9 protein-coding genes and 3 pseudogenes are annotated in these 15,606 nt (G+C 37.4%); 6 read left to right on the forward strand and 6 right to left on the reverse strand.

Going from position 1 to position 15,606, the window contains the following annotated elements; genetic code table 11:
- Nucleotides 1-271 precede the first annotated feature (271 nt).
- The 4 genes from RHABOEDO_RS08585 to RHABOEDO_RS08600 all read right to left on the reverse strand — a co-directional run bounded on the left by RHABOEDO_RS08585 (nt 272) and on the right by RHABOEDO_RS08600 (nt 4,418).
- On the reverse strand, nt 272-1,285 hold the full coding sequence (locus RHABOEDO_RS08585) for an IS30 family transposase (RefSeq protein ID WP_215216525.1): 1,014 nt from the start codon (nt 1,283-1,285) through the stop codon (nt 272-274).
- Nucleotides 1,286-1,417: 132 nt separating this feature from the next.
- Complete coding sequence (locus RHABOEDO_RS08590; protein WP_220017551.1) at nt 1,418-2,014, reverse strand: helix-turn-helix domain-containing protein; 597 nt, start codon at nt 2,012-2,014, stop codon at nt 1,418-1,420.
- A 188-nt stretch (nt 2,015-2,202) separates the two neighbouring features.
- Nucleotides 2,203-3,717 carry a proline--tRNA ligase gene (proS, locus tag RHABOEDO_RS08595; protein ID WP_215217475.1) on the reverse strand — a complete coding sequence of 505 codons (1,515 nt, stop codon included), beginning with the start codon at nt 3,715-3,717 and terminating at the stop codon, nt 2,203-2,205.
- 11 nt (nt 3,718-3,728) lie between these two features.
- Nucleotides 3,729-4,418, reverse strand: a complete 690-nt coding sequence (locus RHABOEDO_RS08600) for a lipoyl protein ligase domain-containing protein (protein WP_215217476.1) — start codon at nt 4,416-4,418, stop codon at nt 3,729-3,731.
- A gap of 241 nt (nt 4,419-4,659) precedes the next feature.
- Between RHABOEDO_RS08600 and RHABOEDO_RS08605 the strand changes: the two genes are divergently transcribed.
- Together RHABOEDO_RS08605 and RHABOEDO_RS08610 are read left to right on the forward strand one after the other, a co-directional pair.
- On the forward strand, nt 4,660-7,182 hold the full coding sequence (locus RHABOEDO_RS08605) for an ATP-dependent Clp protease ATP-binding subunit (RefSeq protein ID WP_215217477.1): 2,523 nt from the start codon (nt 4,660-4,662) through the stop codon (nt 7,180-7,182).
- A 59-nt stretch (nt 7,183-7,241) separates the two neighbouring features.
- Complete coding sequence (locus RHABOEDO_RS08610; RefSeq protein ID WP_215217480.1) at nt 7,242-7,520, forward strand: hypothetical protein; 279 nt, start codon at nt 7,242-7,244, stop codon at nt 7,518-7,520.
- Between the two features lie 106 nt (nt 7,521-7,626).
- Here RHABOEDO_RS08610 and RHABOEDO_RS08615 read toward each other — a convergent pair.
- Nucleotides 7,627-7,863: pseudogene (locus tag RHABOEDO_RS08615) on the reverse strand (ABC transporter ATP-binding protein); the annotation flags it as partial.
- Between the two features lie 2 nt (nt 7,864-7,865).
- Here RHABOEDO_RS08615 and RHABOEDO_RS08625 point away from each other — a divergent pair.
- The 4 genes and pseudogenes from RHABOEDO_RS08625 to RHABOEDO_RS11870 all read left to right on the forward strand — a co-directional run.
- Nucleotides 7,866-8,533, forward strand: a pseudogene (locus RHABOEDO_RS08625) (IS5 family transposase); the annotation flags it as partial.
- 100 nt (nt 8,534-8,633) lie between these two features.
- Complete coding sequence (locus tag RHABOEDO_RS11585; protein WP_350339717.1) at nt 8,634-8,945, forward strand: IS30 family transposase; 312 nt, start codon at nt 8,634-8,636, stop codon at nt 8,943-8,945.
- Nucleotides 8,946-9,614: 669 nt separating this feature from the next.
- Complete coding sequence (mnmA, locus tag RHABOEDO_RS08635) at nt 9,615-10,685, forward strand: tRNA 2-thiouridine(34) synthase MnmA (protein WP_215217634.1); 1,071 nt, start codon at nt 9,615-9,617, stop codon at nt 10,683-10,685.
- Between the two features lie 2,885 nt (nt 10,686-13,570).
- Nucleotides 13,571-13,705: pseudogene (locus RHABOEDO_RS11870) on the forward strand (IS5/IS1182 family transposase); the annotation flags it as partial.
- A gap of 82 nt (nt 13,706-13,787) precedes the next feature.
- Here RHABOEDO_RS11870 and RHABOEDO_RS08665 read toward each other — a convergent pair.
- Nucleotides 13,788-15,248 carry an amino acid permease gene (locus tag RHABOEDO_RS08665; RefSeq protein ID WP_215217711.1) on the reverse strand — a complete coding sequence of 487 codons (1,461 nt, stop codon included), beginning with the start codon at nt 15,246-15,248 and terminating at the stop codon, nt 13,788-13,790.
- Between the last annotated feature and the right edge of the window lie 358 nt (nt 15,249-15,606).

A 15,606-nucleotide genomic window follows, 5' to 3' on the forward strand; every position in this document is an offset into this window, starting at 1 on the left:
AGCAACTGTTGATTGTGTTCTTCTCTTTTTTTCTTCCATGAAAGAGCGATATGAGAAGATTGTTTAGTCCCAAAGTATAATGGTGTATACATTAGATCTCTTGCATAACCAATAAGCAATCTAAAATTTTAAAGTATTTTAATCCAGGAGATATGATTGTTTGAGCGATATAGCTGGAAATGCTTTTGTTAAGATTAGGAATCTATAAATGAAAGGGCCCTTTCAACCTTGAAGTGCACAAAAAAGAACATATAAATACTTGAAAAAACATCTATTGTGCACCCGAGCATAGCATGTTTGTAGATAATCTCGTAAACACTTCTAGTGGAGTTTCGAAGTTGAGAGCCTTTCTAGGTCTGTTATTTAGTAAAGTTTCCACCCTTTCTATATCCTTGGAAGTCGTATCTAAAAAGCTTTGTGTTTTAGGAAAATATTGCCTAACTAGTCCGTTTGTATGCTCATTTAAGCCTCTTTCCCAAGAATGGTAGGGCGTTGCAAAGTAGAAGTCTGTCTCTAGCTCGAAACTAACCATTTGGTGATAGGCAAATTCTTTTCCGTTGTCTGCTGTTAATGTGTGTACAAAATCTTTGATAGGTTTAAGTTGTTCAATTAACGCTTGACTTACTTCCTCTGCAGTTTTATGAGAAACTTTGGCGAGCTTAGTTAGCTTGGAAGTTCTTTCTACCATTGATACAATTACGCCTTTATGTCCTGCCCCTATGACTGTATCTAGTTCCCAGTCTCCTAAACGAGTCTTTTTTTCTACAATACAAGGCCGTTGCTTAATATCTATACGACCAGGCATGTTCCCTCTTCCAGAAGCTCCCTTTCTCTGCTTGTTATATTTTTTCCCTCGATGACGGAGCTCTCTATAAAGCTGTCCTCCCTGTCGTTTATCTTTCCAGATATGATTATAGATGGTCTCATGACTAACATGTTCTTTACCATGTCTTTTAAGCCATCCGGATATTTGTATAGGGCTCCATTGCAACTTGATTTTTTCTTCAATACGGGTAACTATTTGAGGAGTCATTTTTTTATTGGGCTGAGAATTTTTTCTAAGAAATGCTTTTTCTTGAGCTTGCTGATGACGGTATCCTCGTTGCCCTTTATTTCTCTTAAGTTCCCTACTAATAGTGCTATGATGAACTTTTAGAATGTTTGCTATTGAGCTAGATGTATCTCCTCTAGCTTTTAAAATATAAATCTGACATCTTTGGTCATAGGTTAGGTGATGGTAGCCTTTAGGCAAGGTCTCTCCTTGTGTTTGATTGTTAAAAATCACAATAGAGATTCTTTCATCGCCTGCCTATTCTTTTTTTAATTCTTCTGTGCACTTCAAACTTGAAAAGACTAAGCTTTAAAATAAGGGGTTATGCAAGAAATCTATTCTCAAAAATTTAATTTCGAAAGAAGTCTATTGTTTCCCGGATGTCTGCAAAGTCTTTTGAACGCCTTTTTTGATCCATCCACATACGGCTTGGGACTGATGTTCAGGATGCACAGAATCTATGAAATAGATCTCTTCATCAGGGTTTAAGGTCTCCTTTAAAGCCCTATATTGTTCTATGAAAATTCGTTGTTTTTCAGGATCTAATTTCCTAGGAATCTTTTTAGGACGTTTATAAACAAATCCGTGCTGTATGAGCCAATCTGTCATGCCACTTCGGGAATATTTTATCCCATATTGCTCATGCACATAAGCTATGATCCCTTTGACTTTAAGATAGGTCTTTTCCTGTAGGTGTTTTAGTAGAGACTCTGTTTGGTCTTGTGAAGGTTTTGATTTGCTACCGCCTCGAGGGCTACTTCCAGTTTTATTTTCGGAATCATATTCTCTGAGGTATTCCTGAACAGTGATAGGGCTTATCCGAAGTGCTTTAGCAAGATTTTTTGTTGAGATACCCTCATCATAGCCCAAAATTACACAAAGCCTATTCCGTTCAGAATAGTCTTTTGGATGCTTTAACTTGTGTTCTAAGTCAGCTCTCTGGCTAGGGGTCAGTTTTTTCATACTCAATAGCTTAACACAAAACAAAATATTTTTCTATACGATTGAATCGGAACCACTATATTATGCCAGATCTCTGGTCATATTTGTGGGCTATTCTTTTTATCTGCTCCTAAAAAATTGTCCTGTACAGAGGGTTGTTAATGAAGTTCCCCTGTCAACTCAAGTTTTGTCTAGGACATTTTAAGATCTCAATACGACTTTGCAAAAAGCACCCGCCTTGTACTTTTTTTACCTGTAAATGGGCACTTCCCTTCTTCTTCTTCATTTAATGGAATACAACGAATCGTAACTCCTAGATCTTGTTTAATTTTTTCTTCTATGTTGGGATCTTCCGAGAAATGGGTTAAGGCAAACCCTGCGTGGATCTCAGGATTTTTAGGATTTTTGGGAGTAAAAAATGCATAGAAGTCTTCTTTAGTGTCAATTTTATGGGTATGGGTGTTTCTAAAATGCAACGCTCTTTGCAGAAGTGTATCTTGGATTGAATCGAGAATATTTTTGATGGATGAGAGAAGATTTTGTTTAGAAAATGTCTTTTTTTCTCGATGAGGGCAATCTCTCCGCGATAAAGGCAAGAGATCTTGTTCTATGTCCCGTGGACCTACTTCAATTCGAATAGGAATCCCCTTTTTAATCCAAGACCAGAGCTTTTCACCTCCTCTTATGTCTCTTGTATCGATGATGACTTCTAAAGACCTACCTGCATAGGATAAACCACGGAGCTCTTCTGCTAGGGTTCTGCAATATTTAAGCACCTCTTCTTTTTTCTCTTCTTTATGTATTACAGGGAGCAGGACAATCTGAGAGGAAGCAATCCTAGGGGGTAAAATTAATCCATCATCATCGCTGTGCGTCATTACAAGAGCTCCAATTAACCTAGTGCTTACTCCCCAAGAAGTAGTCCAAGCAAATTGCGATTCTCCTTGTGGATCCTGAAAAAGAATCTGGGAAGCCTTGGCAAAATTCTGTCCAAGAAAATGCGAGGTTCCTGCTTGTAGGGCTTTGCGATCTTGCATCATTGCTTCAATGCAATAGGTAGAAACAGCTCCTGGAAATCTTTCAGAAGCGGTTTTTTCTCCTTTAATGACCGGAATAGCCAAAAAGTCATATGCAAACTGCGTATATACGTCGAGCATGAGTTTTGTTTCTTCTTGCGCTTGCTTCTCTGTAGCATGTGCTGTATGTCCTTCTTGCCATAGAAATTCTGTTGTACGTAAAAACATCCTTGTTCTCATTTCCCAACGAACTACATTTGCCCATTGATTAATCAGAAGAGGAAGATCGCGATAAGAAGTTATCCACTTGGAAAAAGCATCACCAATAATCGTTTCTGAAGTAGGACGTACAACCAAAGGCTCTTCTAACTCTCCCGCTGGGACTAATTTCCCTTCTTGATTTTTTTCTAAGCGATGATGGGTAACCACTGCACATTCTTTAGCAAAACCTTCTATATGCTCTGCTTCTTTTTGCAAAAAGCTTAAAGGAATAAATAGAGGAAAATAGGTATTTTGATGACCGGTTTTTTTTAACATAGAGTCGAGCACTCTTTGCATATTTTCCCAGATCGCATAGCCCCAAGGTTTGATAACCATGCAGCCTCTCACAGAAGAATGCTCTGCGAGATCGGCTGCTTTTATGACTTCTTGATACCATTCTGCATAGTTTTCTTGGCGAGTAGGTTGAATTGCGGTGCGCTCTTTCATAATAAGCCTCTTTAACAATTTGCTTGTGAATATTTTAAGCAAATGCGGTTTAAATCACAGGTTAAAAGTGTTTGAAGATCTACCTTTGCTGACTCTATTTGCGCTTTTGAAACAGCTTGATCCCCTAAAAGAGGAAATGTATGCGCATACATAGCATCAATCACTTCTTTAGAACGAATGATTTGGTTAAGATATTTGCGGTCGGGAAGCTGTAGACAAATACTCCCCTGATGTAAAAAGCCCTTTTTTGTTTTACGCTGAGCAGCCCCTGCTACTTTTTTATTTTTTAACATCACATCATACTGGGTTGGCTTTGCCATACAAAAATGCTTACAATCCTTAACTAAAGATGCTCCATCTTGGGGAGTAAGGTAAAAGGAAGTGCTATTTCCTAAAAAAGATTCAATCGAGGATAGAACAATTGCATTAATCAATGCGTAATTATTTAAAGTATTTACTGAATAAAGAGCAGAACTAGCTGGTACTAAAATGCTAAAAGCAAAATCCCAAATATGAAAAATCACCCCCCCCCCTGTTGGCCTTTTTGCTAAATCAAGCGGCCCGATTTGATCTAAAAAAAGCAAGGAGGCAGGATCTGTAAAATAGCCATAGGTCGCGCTAGGAGATTCCCATTCATAGAAATGGAGCACTGGGATTAAAAAATTTTTCGCATTTTCTAAGAGCTCCGTATCAAAGCGCATATTTTCCTCGGCACTTTTTCGCTCAGTGTGTATAATTATGCATTCGGTAGTTTCCATGAATTCACTATATTTTTTTTAAATTCTAAAGCTCAAGAATACCTAAAAAAGAAAAATTGTTCATTTAAAATAACTTAATAAGCACGAAGAAATCTCTTGATTAACTTTGTCTAATTTGTCAAAAAAAGGAAAAGACCCCTAGAATTATCGGTTTATTAAGAGGATGGGATAAAAAAGGTAATATATGTTTGATAAATTTACTAACCGTGCTAAGCAAGTCATTAAACTTGCAAAAAAAGAAGCCCAACGCCTTAATCACAACTACCTTGGAACTGAACACATCTTACTTGGATTGCTCAAACTCGGTCAAGGAATTGCTGTTAATGTACTTCGTAATTTTAATTTAGATTACGATACTGTACGTGCTGAAGTAGAAAGACTTGTTGGCTTTGGACCAGAAATCCAGGTCTATGGAGATCCCGCATTAACGGGAAAAGTAAAAAAAGTTTTTGAATACTCCAATGAAGAAGCTGCCAATCTTAATCACAATTATGTAGGAACAGAGCACCTATTGCTAGCTCTTTTACGCCAGCGAGATGGCGTTGCTGCGCAAGTACTAGAAAATCTCAATGTGAACTTAAAAGATATTTACCGAGAGATCCTTAAAGAATTAGAAATCTTCAATTTACAGATCCCCCCTTCTGGTATGAGTTCTTCAAATAATCCTAATTACTCTTCTGCAAGTAAAGCCCCAGAAAAAGGAATGACCTCAGAAAAAATGCCTGCGCTGAAAGCCTACGGTCACGATTTAACCGAAGCTTGTCGCGAAGGGAAGCTTGATCCAGTAATCGGCAGAAAAGAAGAGGTGGAGCGCCTGATTTTAATTCTCTGTAGAAGACGCAAAAATAACCCGGTTTTAATCGGAGAAGCAGGAGTAGGAAAAACAGCAATAGTAGAAGGGTTAGCTCAAGCCATTGTTAAAGGTGAAGTTCCTGACCATTTGATTAAAAAACGCCTGATTTCACTCGACCTTACTTTGATGATTGCAGGAACTAAATACCGCGGACAGTTTGAAGAGCGAATCAAAGCGGTTATGGATGAGATTAAAAAGAATGGAAATATCCTTCTCTTTATCGATGAGCTACATACGATTGTTGGAGCAGGCGCTGCTGAAGGAGCCATTGACGCGTCCAATATTTTAAAACCCGCACTCTCTCGTGGTGAAATCCAGTGCATTGGAGCAACTACTATTGATGAATACCGCAAACACATTGAAAAAGACGCTGCTTTAGAAAGGCGTTTTCAGAAAATTCTCGTTACCCCCCCCTCTGTTGAAGAGGCTGTTGCTATTTTAATGGGCCTAAAAGCCAAATATGAAGATCATCATAAGTGCATTTATACCGATTCTTCGATTAAATCCGCTGTCTATCTATCAGATCGTTATATTACAGGAAGATTCCTACCAGATAAAGCAATCGATTTGATCGATGAAGCCGGAGCTAAAGCGCGGATTGCAACCATGCCCCAGTCTCAAGAAATTACAAAATATGAAACAGAAATCGAAAAAGTTCTTGTAGCTAAAGAAACCGCTTTAGAAAAACAAGAGTATGAAGAAGCTGCCAAATTACGCGATACCGAACAGAACCTACGAGAGCAGCTAAAGCAGATCAGTGAGAGATGGAAAAATAACAAAGAAGAACACCAAGTAATTGTTGATGAAGAAGAAGTTGCAGAAATCGTAGCTAAGCAAACAAAAATTCCTCTGACAAGGTTAACAGAAGGAGAAACTACAAAAGTGCTTAAAATGGAAGAGATCCTAAAGAAAAACATTATCGGTCAAGATGATGCAGTAAGCGTTGTTTGTAGAGCTATCCGCCGCAGCAGAGCCGATATTAAGGATCCCAATAGACCTATTGGCGCTTTTCTCTTTCTAGGACCCACAGGTGTGGGAAAAACGCTATTAGCAAAGCAACTTGCCATTAATATGTTCGGCGGTGAAGATGCCCTAATTCAGGTCGATATGTCTGAATATATGGAGAAGTTTTCTATCAGCCGCATGACTGGTTCTCCTCCTGGCTATGTAGGTCATGAAGAAGGTGGTCAATTGACAGAACAAGTAAGACAAAGGCCTTATTGTGTAGTGTTATTTGATGAGGTAGAAAAAGCACACCCGGATGTACTGAATATGCTTTTACAAATATTAGAGGAAGGGCGCCTAACCGATTCATTTGGCCGCCGAATTGACTTCCGTAATACCATCATCATTATGACTTCAAATTTAGGTGCAGATCTTATTCGTAGATCCTCTGAAGTAGGTTTTGCAGCGGGTGAAGGCACCCCTGACTATAAATCTATGGAAGAGACTATTAGACGCTCGGTTGCTAAAGGATTTAAACCAGAGTTTATCAACCGCCTAGACGGAATGATTATCTTTAAACCTCTGGATAGAGCTCATCTCTTTAACGTCATTGAATTAGAGGTGAAAAAAGTGTTAGAGCGTCTAGCTAGAAAACAGATATCTTTCATACTTGATGAAAAAGCAAAAGACTTTTTGGTAAATAAAGGCTTTGATCCTGCAATGGGAGCCAGACCTTTACGTCGTATCATCGAACAATACTTAGAGGACCCTCTAGCAGAACAACTTTTGCTAAATCCAGGCAAAGGCGGTCACTGGTTAATTTCAGCAAATGAGGATAAGCTCTTGCTCACTCCTCAGGAAGAATGTTTGACCATAGCTGATAAACAAGCTCCTGCAGAAGGTGGTTAAATAATAAAGAGGTGCGCTAACCCCCCCCCTTTGTTCTTATCGGCCAAAAATCTTGAAGAATGGCCGTATTACACCAGCTAAATCAGGAGCTGGCTCCTGTCGGTTTACATGAATTACTTGAAAAACTCGGGAGTAATTATGTAGAGCATTCTTTTGCATGGCTGGAAAAATGTGCCGACGCTTATGGAAAAACTGCGAAAGAAAGCTCAATACAAGCCTCTAACAGATCTTCTTTTTCCCATCGAATTATTCCTGCTTGCATTATTTTTAATTTTTTCCAAAAAGCAGAAATTACGAGGTTTATTTATGTTTTCTCATATATACTCGTTCATATTTAAATTAAGAGTTTGAATATATAAACATTTTTATACAAAAGATAACATCTTCTTGCAAGATAGAGCATTTTTTTCAAAAAAACCTAGTTATACAATTCTTAATTTGAAATCAAACTAGTATAGATGCCTGAGGCAAAAAGCCTCCTACTTGCATGTTCCACATTCTGGCATATAAACCATCTTTGGACATCAAAGCCGCATGAGTACCTTCTTCAATAATCTTTCCTTGATTAAAAACTAAAATCCGGTCCATGCGGGAAAGTGTTGAAAGGCGATGTGCAATCACAATGGTTGTTCGATTCTGCATGAGCTGAATATACTTTTCTGTTACAGAATCCAAAGACGAATTTGTACATTTTAAAAAGTGGGTGCCAGTGGCGTATGTTACCCATAGAATATCCTAAATGGGAATTATGTGATTATTATTTCCCTCTTTGGAATAAAAAAGATGATAAAAATTCTAAGAGTATTCTTGAAATAGTTTTAAAAAAAATTGGTTGGCGAGGTCAGAAAAAGCAGTGGTCGGAAAGAGAAAACAAGCTTTGTAATTATTGATGCTCAAAGTGTTAAAAATACTGATACAGCGGAGAAGAAAAGGATATGATGCAGGGAAAAAAATATCAGGAATAAAAAGACATATAGCAGTCGATACCCAAGGGCTTCCTCATGCGATTCACATTACCACCGCTAATATCACTGACAGAAATGGGTGTATAGAAGCATTTTCACTACATAAAAACCATTTGTTCGGTGTAAAAAATGTTTTAGCAGATGGAGGATATTCTGGAGAAAAATTTGCAAAGAGTGTGCAGGAGATATTAGGATGTATAGTAGAAATAGCTAAAAGAAATACACTTCATACTTTTACAGTTATTCCCAAAAGATGGGTTGTAGAGCGTTCTTTTGCGTGGATAGAAAAATGTCGCAGGCTATGGAAAAATTGCGAAAGAAAACTACATACAAGCCTGAATATGGTGGTTCTTGCTTTTATTGCTCTACTTTTGAAAAGATTTTAAACAGGCTCTTAGAAAAAATTCTCAGCCCAATAAAAAAATGACTCCTCAAATAGTTACCAGTATTGAAGAAAAAATCAAGTTGCAATAAAGCCCTATACAGATATCCGGATGGCTTAAAAGACATGGTAAAGAACATGTTAGTCATGAGACCATCTATAATCATATCTGGAAAGATAAACGACAGGGAGGACATCTTTATAGAGAGCTCCGTCATCGAGGGAAAAAATATAACAAGCAGAGAAAGGGAACTTCTGGAAGAGGGAACATCCCTGGTCGTATAGATATTAAGCAACGGCCTTGTATTGTAGAAAAAAAGACTCGTTTAGGAGACTGGGAACTAGATACAGTCATAGGGGCAAGACATAAAGGCGTAATTGTATCAATGGTAGAAAGAACTTCCAAGCTAAATTAAGCTCGCCAAAGTTTCTCATAAAACTGCAGAGGAAGTAAGTCAAGCGTTAATTGAACAACTTAAACCTATCAAAGATTTTGTACACACATTAACAGCAGACAACGGAAAAGAATTTGCCTATCACCAAATGGTTAGTTTCGAGCTAGAGTCAGACTTTCTACTTTGCAACGCCCTACCATTCTTGGGAAAGAGGCTTAAATGAGCATACAAAAGGACTAGTTAGGCAATATTTTCCTAAAACACAAAGCTTTTTAGATACGACTTCCAAGGATATGGAAAGGGTGGAAACTTATACTAAATAACAGACCTAGAAAGGCTCTCAACTTCAAAACTCCACTAGAAGTGTTTAGGAGATTATCTACAAATATGCTATGCTCGGGTGCACAAAAAAGAACATATAGTGGTTCCGATTCAATCGTATAGAAAAATATAGGATTAACGACAAGTTTCAAGTCGTTGACTTGAAACCCATTAAGCTAGCCGTTTGAATTGGCACTACTATGTTTTTGGAATTAGCTAAGCCTTTTGTGCTATTATGTCTTTTTTAAACAAAGAGGTACGGTATGGTAGAGGTTTCAGAAGGAGAAATTCAAACGACAGCAATGGATCATCATGGCTTAGTGGCTGCCAATAGAACGCGGTATAATTACTTAAAAAAAAGTCATTCATATGAAAAAAACGGTTGTTGTGGGGATGTCTGGAGGAGTAGACTCCTCTGTTGCCGCCTTGTTGCTTAAAGCAAAGGGCTATCAAGTCATGGGCCTTTTCATGAAGAATTGGGAAGAAAAAGATGAAAAAGGCATCTGTCTTTCAGCTTCTGATTTTGAAGATGTCCAGAAGGTTTGTGCCCAGATTGACATCCCTTGCTATACAGTGAATTTTGTCAAAGAATACCAAGAATCTGTCTTCTCTTATTTCCTTTCTGAATTAAAAAAAGGTTATACTCCCAATCCAGACATTCTCTGTAACCGCGAAATTAAATTTAAGGTTTTTCTCGATAAAGCAATGAGTCTTGGCGCTGATTACCTAGCAACTGGTCACTATTGCACTATTGAAGAAGAAAAGTCTTTTTATTTACATAAAGGCCAAGATCCCAATAAAGACCAGAGTTATTTTCTCTATACCCTCTCACAAAAAATATTGGAAAAAGTTCTCTTTCCCATTGGACATCTAACCAAACAAGAAGTGCGCTCAATTGCTTTATCTCACAATCTTTTTACAGCGAAAAAAAAAGATAGTGTAGGGATCTGTTTTATTGGTAAACGCAACTTCAAAAATTTCCTTCTTCCTTATCTTGGTTATCAAAAAGGGGCGTTTGAGAACACGCAAGGACAAGTCCTGGGTTATCACGACGGTCTTGCTTACTACACAATAGGCCAACGCAAAGGACTAAAAATTGGAGGAGCTGGCGATGCTTGGTTTGTCGTTGCCAAAGATATAAAACGCAATGTCATTATTGTTGAGCAAGGCTTAGACCATCCTAGCCTTTATCAATCAGAGCTTATTGCAACGGATTTAAGCTGGGTAGCGGATCTTTCCCCTCAAACGCCTTATCCTTGCTCTGCTAAAATCCGTTACCGACAGAAAGACCAAAACTGTGTCATTGAAAAAATTTCCGAAACAAAAGCTTTTGTACGCTTCTTAGAACCTCAAAGAGCAATCACCCCTAGGCAATCGATTGTGTTCTATGCTGGCAATCGTTGCCTAGGTGGTGGGATGATCGAGCCAGAAGCCCCCTAACTTTTTTCATCAGATATAGATGGATATTCTAGGGAACAGAGATCCACTTTAACAGCTTGGTGAATACTGCTCTTAAGCTCTTTGAGCTTTTTCTTATCTGGACTCTTTGCAAATAATGTTTTTTCGAATCTGCTTCTTTTCTCTAAGCAACTGTTAATATTGCCTTCAGAAATCAATGAAAATAACTTTTTTTTCTTAACCCTATCCATTCTATTCCATTTTTCAGGTGTTATATTGTTTTCAGAATCAAGGTCATAAATTGTCTGTATAACAAATAGCTGCTCTTCTTTTAATGAAATTTTTTCTTTTAACTTGATTCCTTGCTTAGTTGCTTCCTGGTTAAAAGTTTGAACGCCTTTGTCAATGACCTTTTTTAATCCTGGCCAAGAAGCTAACAATTGTTCTAATTGTTCTTCTTTAAGTAAAGGAACCTTTCTTCCTTCATGCATAATCTCGGTGAAAACCCCCAATAAATGCTGAGGAGAGCGTATTTTATCGCATCTTCTTTTCAGTCTTGCAAACTCTGTATTTGAAAGATTTTTTAACTTATCTTTTATATAGCCTTTTACTTTTACTGCATGATAAATATTCCATCCTAAAACCTCTTTAATACGCCCCTTGTATATAACGTGTTGTGTAGTAGGATATGTAGGATTAAATCTTTTTATAAGCTGATTTCCCTTCTCAAAAATATTTTGAGAAAGTGTTAATTTTGGTAAGCCGGAAATAAATACGCCATTCAAAGAAGATAAATCTGCCTTACTGGTTTTTAAAGGAGTTAAATCTTTATTAAGATCCATAGCAGCCTGAACAGCATTAATTAATAGTAACATGATAAAATCCTGTATTAAATTATTTATTTTCATAACTAGCGTTATGACAATGAACCATATCATTTTCTTTATAAAAATCAAGCCATTTATTTTTAATTAAATTAAATTAATTATATTTTAAAAATGCAAAACAATAAATAATTTAATATATTAATTTGTAAATCAAGCATTTGGATTTGATTTAAAAACCAGATAGGGCTATGATTCCCCTTTATCAAAAGCTGTTTTTATACAAGAGCTCCTCTAACCTTCCTGTCAGGTTAGGAAAGGTGCAATACCCGAAACTTAAACCGGTTATAAAGCTTTAGCCTTAGAGCCTGTTTAAAATCTTTTCAAAAGTAGAGCAATAGACCTCTTGCGTAGTTAAATAAAAATTTCATAATTGTAGATTCCAGCAATAAGATTGAACCGTAAACCAAACCTTTTTCTTCTGTTCCTATATTTGCCACTTAAAATTTTACATCTTTTTAGACTGCCAATCACGTTTTCATTAACAACTCGCTCAGAGGAAATCTCTTGATTCTGCTTTTTCTCTTCTTTTGTTAACGGCTTCTTCTTACTGGATTTTTTTGGAAGTCTTGAGTTTTTTTGAAAAAGCTGCTCTATCTTGCAAGAAAATGTTGTTCTTTTTATAAAAAAGTTTATATACTCAACCTCTTAATTTGAATGTAAACGAGTATATAGTAGTGCCAATTCAAACGGCTAGCTTAATGGGGTTCAAGTCAACGACTTGAAACTTGTCGTTAATCCTATATTTTTCTATGCGATTGAATCGGAACCACTATATCCTTTTTGGGGAGGAGACCTCTCTTGAAATTTCTTGGAGAACTATGAACCTATCTCATGCAGAACAGGGTACGCTGATCGAAGCCTTGGATAAGGCAAGAAGTAAAGTCTTTCAGAGAGGAGATCTTCCTTATATTTCTGTGGAACGACAGCTAGAGCTAGTTGAGGAGCTTTCGCAATTCGGCTTAGGACGCTTTGTTTTGGAAAGAGGAGGCTTGAATGGATATTGGACACATTACGTTGTCACTCATCCTCAGCAAGGGCTCTTGACGAGACTAGATGCTGAAAACAAACCTTTTACTGCCTTGGAGTCATTTATCCTGGATCAAGCCCCCACCAGCCTTGCCACTCAGGAACGCTTTCAGATTTTTAAACGAGAGATCCAAAAAAGACTGAGCAATAGCATGTCTTTAGCATCTGTCCCATGCGGCTTAATGGCCGATCTATTAGATCTGGATTTTTCTCAAATCTCTGGCTTTTCTCTTTGTGGGATAGATATTGATCCTGAGTCCATAGCTCAAGGCCAAGCGCTTGCCAGAGATCGTGGATTAGAGAGCAGATCTTCTTTTCTACAAAGGGATGCTTGGGACTTATGTTGTGATGGTAAATTTGATCTGATCACAAGTAATGGACTGTCCATCTATGAGCCCGACAATCAAAAGATTGTGGATCTATATCGTCAGTTTTTCTTCGCTTTAAAACCAGGTGGGTGGCTCATCACAAGTTTTTTGATTCCTCCACCCAAGTGGAATGCGGATAGGATCAATCCCGAACATGCACTCTTACAGAGAGCGATTTTTTCCGATATCCTCGAAGCGAAATGGCAAATATTTCGATCAGAAGAATTGGTAAAATCTCAGCTACTGGATGCCGGATTTGACGAGATCGAGATTATTTATGACCAAGCCCATATTTTCCCAACAGTAATAGCCCGGAGAATCTGATCATGAATACTTTCATCTCTAACTTCTTTTTATCGTTGTCCCTTGCCTGTGCTTCCTTGCTTTCGGCAAATGAAGTGCGCGATCACTGGAAAGGCAATGAATATGCAAAAAACTCTGAATCACAAAAAGCCATAGAATATCCTAAATGGGAATTATGTGATTATTATTTCCCTCTTTGGAATAAAAAAGATGATAAAAATTCTAAGCGTATTCTTGAAATAGTTTTAAAAAAAATTGGTTGGCGAGGTCAGAAAAAGCAGTGGTCAGAAAGAGAAAACAAGCTTTGTAATTATTGATGCTCAAAGTGTTAAAAATACTGATACAATGGGTTGTAGAGCGTTCTTTTGCGTGGATAGAAAAATGTCGCAGGCTATGTAAAAATTGCGAAAGAAAACTACATACAAGCCTGAATATGGTGGTTCTCGCTTTTATTGCTCTACTTTTGAAAAGATTTTAAACAGGCTCTTAGTATTTTTAGGAAGAAGTAAAAAGCCCTTACCAGAACCATCGGTTCTGGCAAGGGCTAGTCATGAATAACCTTATTTCTTAACCGGATGACGGATTTTACTATTTTTTATACCATAGGAAAAATAAATAATACACCCTATCACCATCCAAATAAACATTTGCCACCAACTAACAGCTGGAAAAGCTAGCATCTGAATAATACAACATAAAGTACCTGCCAAAGGGATCCAAGGTACAAAAGGAGTTTTAAATGGGCGGTGCAATAAAGGTTGTTTATAACGCAGAATCAAAATACCAAAGCAAACAATCGCAAAAGCTAAAAGAGCTCCCATTGAAGTCAACTGACCTAAAATACCAACTGGGAAAACCCCTGCTAATAACATAGCAGCAAGAGTGACTACAATGGAGGTAAAAAATGGAGTATGAAACCTTTTACTAATCTGGCTAAAAGGTTTAGGCAACAACCCATCATTTGCCATTGTATAAAAAATGCGAGATTGCCCTAAGATCATGACTAGTACAACAGAAGTTAAACCTGCTAAAATAGCAAATTTAAGAACTAAACGTAGCCAAATAAATTTAGGGCCTAAAGCATTTACAGCTATTGCAATGGGATCTGGAACATCTAGCATAGTGTAAGGTACGATGCCAAGTAGAATAATTCCAATGACGATATATGCAAGAGTAGATATGCCAAGCGATCCTAACATCCCGATCGGTAGATCTTTTTGTGGATTGCGTGCTTCTTGTGCTAGAGTAGAAAGGGCATCAAAACCGATAAAAGCAAAGAAAACAACTCCGGCTCCACGTAAAATACCACTAAATCCATACGCTCCAAATTCCCCTGTATTCTCTGGAATGAATGGTATTAAATGATCTAAATTGATAAAAGCAACCCCACAGCCAATAAACAGCAAGATTACTCCCATTTTGATAATTACCATTAAGTTATTAAAACCAGCAGCCGCTTTAATTCCGATGCAAACCAAAGTCCCCATGATAGCAACAATAAACATGGCGGGAAGATTCATGATAGCATCTGTTGTTGTCCATCCTATTCCTATTTCATAACTTAATGGAGAACCGGCTAAAAAAGAGGGTAATTGTATTCCAAAATCTTTTAGTAAGCTCACAAAATATCCAGACCATCCCACAGAAACGGTTGCTGCAGAAAATAAATATTCCATGGTTAAGCCCCAACCAATGATCCAGGCGGTCAATTCACCCATGGTAACATACGCATAAGTATAAGCACTTCCTGCAATAGGAATTAAAGAAGCAAACTCTGCATAGCAAAGAGCTGCAAAAATACAAATCATCGCTGCTAAAACAAACGAAATAAGAATTCCAGGACCTGCGTATTGAGCTGCTGCTTGTCCTGTTAATACAAAAATTCCAGCACCTATAATGGCCCCTACTCCCATTGCTGTTAAATTAACCGGTCCCAAAGAGCGCGTAAGACCACGACTAGATTGTGAGGCTTGACCTAATAAATCTTTTAAAGATTTTTTGACAAATAACTGTTTAGACATAAAAAAGGAGGTTCATTTTTTAGTGGAAAAGTTTAAGATAAGGATAAGATAAGTTTGTTTTTATGAATAGAAAAATAAATAATAGATCTCTTGCATAACTTGTAGATAATCTATAAAACGATTAAACCTTTAAAAAGCTTTGTCATGAAATACGATTGTTTAAAGGATTTTAAGAACGAAGAGTTTCGTCGATTAACAGGATTAAAAAGAGTCATATTTCAAAAGATGTTTAGTCCCAAAGTGTGATGGAGTGGGTTGATTCTAAAACTTTTTGGTTTTTTTTGCCAACTTTTGATAACATGCTCAAATGGTGTCAATCGCTTTAGAGCTTTCAATCTTTTCGCAAAGTTATATAGTG

The sequence above is a fragment of the Candidatus Rhabdochlamydia oedothoracis genome, from assembly GCF_019453995.1.
In the GTDB taxonomy this organism is placed as follows: Bacteria; Chlamydiota; Chlamydiia; order Chlamydiales; family Rhabdochlamydiaceae; genus Rhabdochlamydia; species Rhabdochlamydia oedothoracis.

Excerpts from the sequence above, each read along its gene's own strand:
- RHABOEDO_RS08590 (WP_220017551.1), bottom strand. The coding sequence starts at position 2,014 with ATGAAAAAACTGACCCCTAGCCAGAGAGCTGACTTAGAACACAAGTTA.
- RHABOEDO_RS08600 (WP_215217476.1), bottom strand. The coding sequence starts at position 4,418 with ATGCGCTTTGATACGGAGCTCTTAGAAAATGCGAAAAATTTTTTAATC.
- RHABOEDO_RS08605 (WP_215217477.1), top strand. The coding sequence starts at position 4,660 with ATGTTTGATAAATTTACTAACCGTGCTAAGCAAGTCATTAAACTTGCA.
- proS (WP_215217475.1), bottom strand. The coding sequence starts at position 3,717 with ATGAAAGAGCGCACCGCAATTCAACCTACTCGCCAAGAAAACTATGCA.
- mnmA (WP_215217634.1), top strand. The coding sequence starts at position 9,615 with ATGAAAAAAACGGTTGTTGTGGGGATGTCTGGAGGAGTAGACTCCTCT.
- RHABOEDO_RS08665 (WP_215217711.1), bottom strand. The coding sequence starts at position 15,248 with ATGTCTAAACAGTTATTTGTCAAAAAATCTTTAAAAGATTTATTAGGT.
- RHABOEDO_RS08610 (WP_215217480.1), top strand. The coding sequence starts at position 7,242 with ATGGCCGTATTACACCAGCTAAATCAGGAGCTGGCTCCTGTCGGTTTA.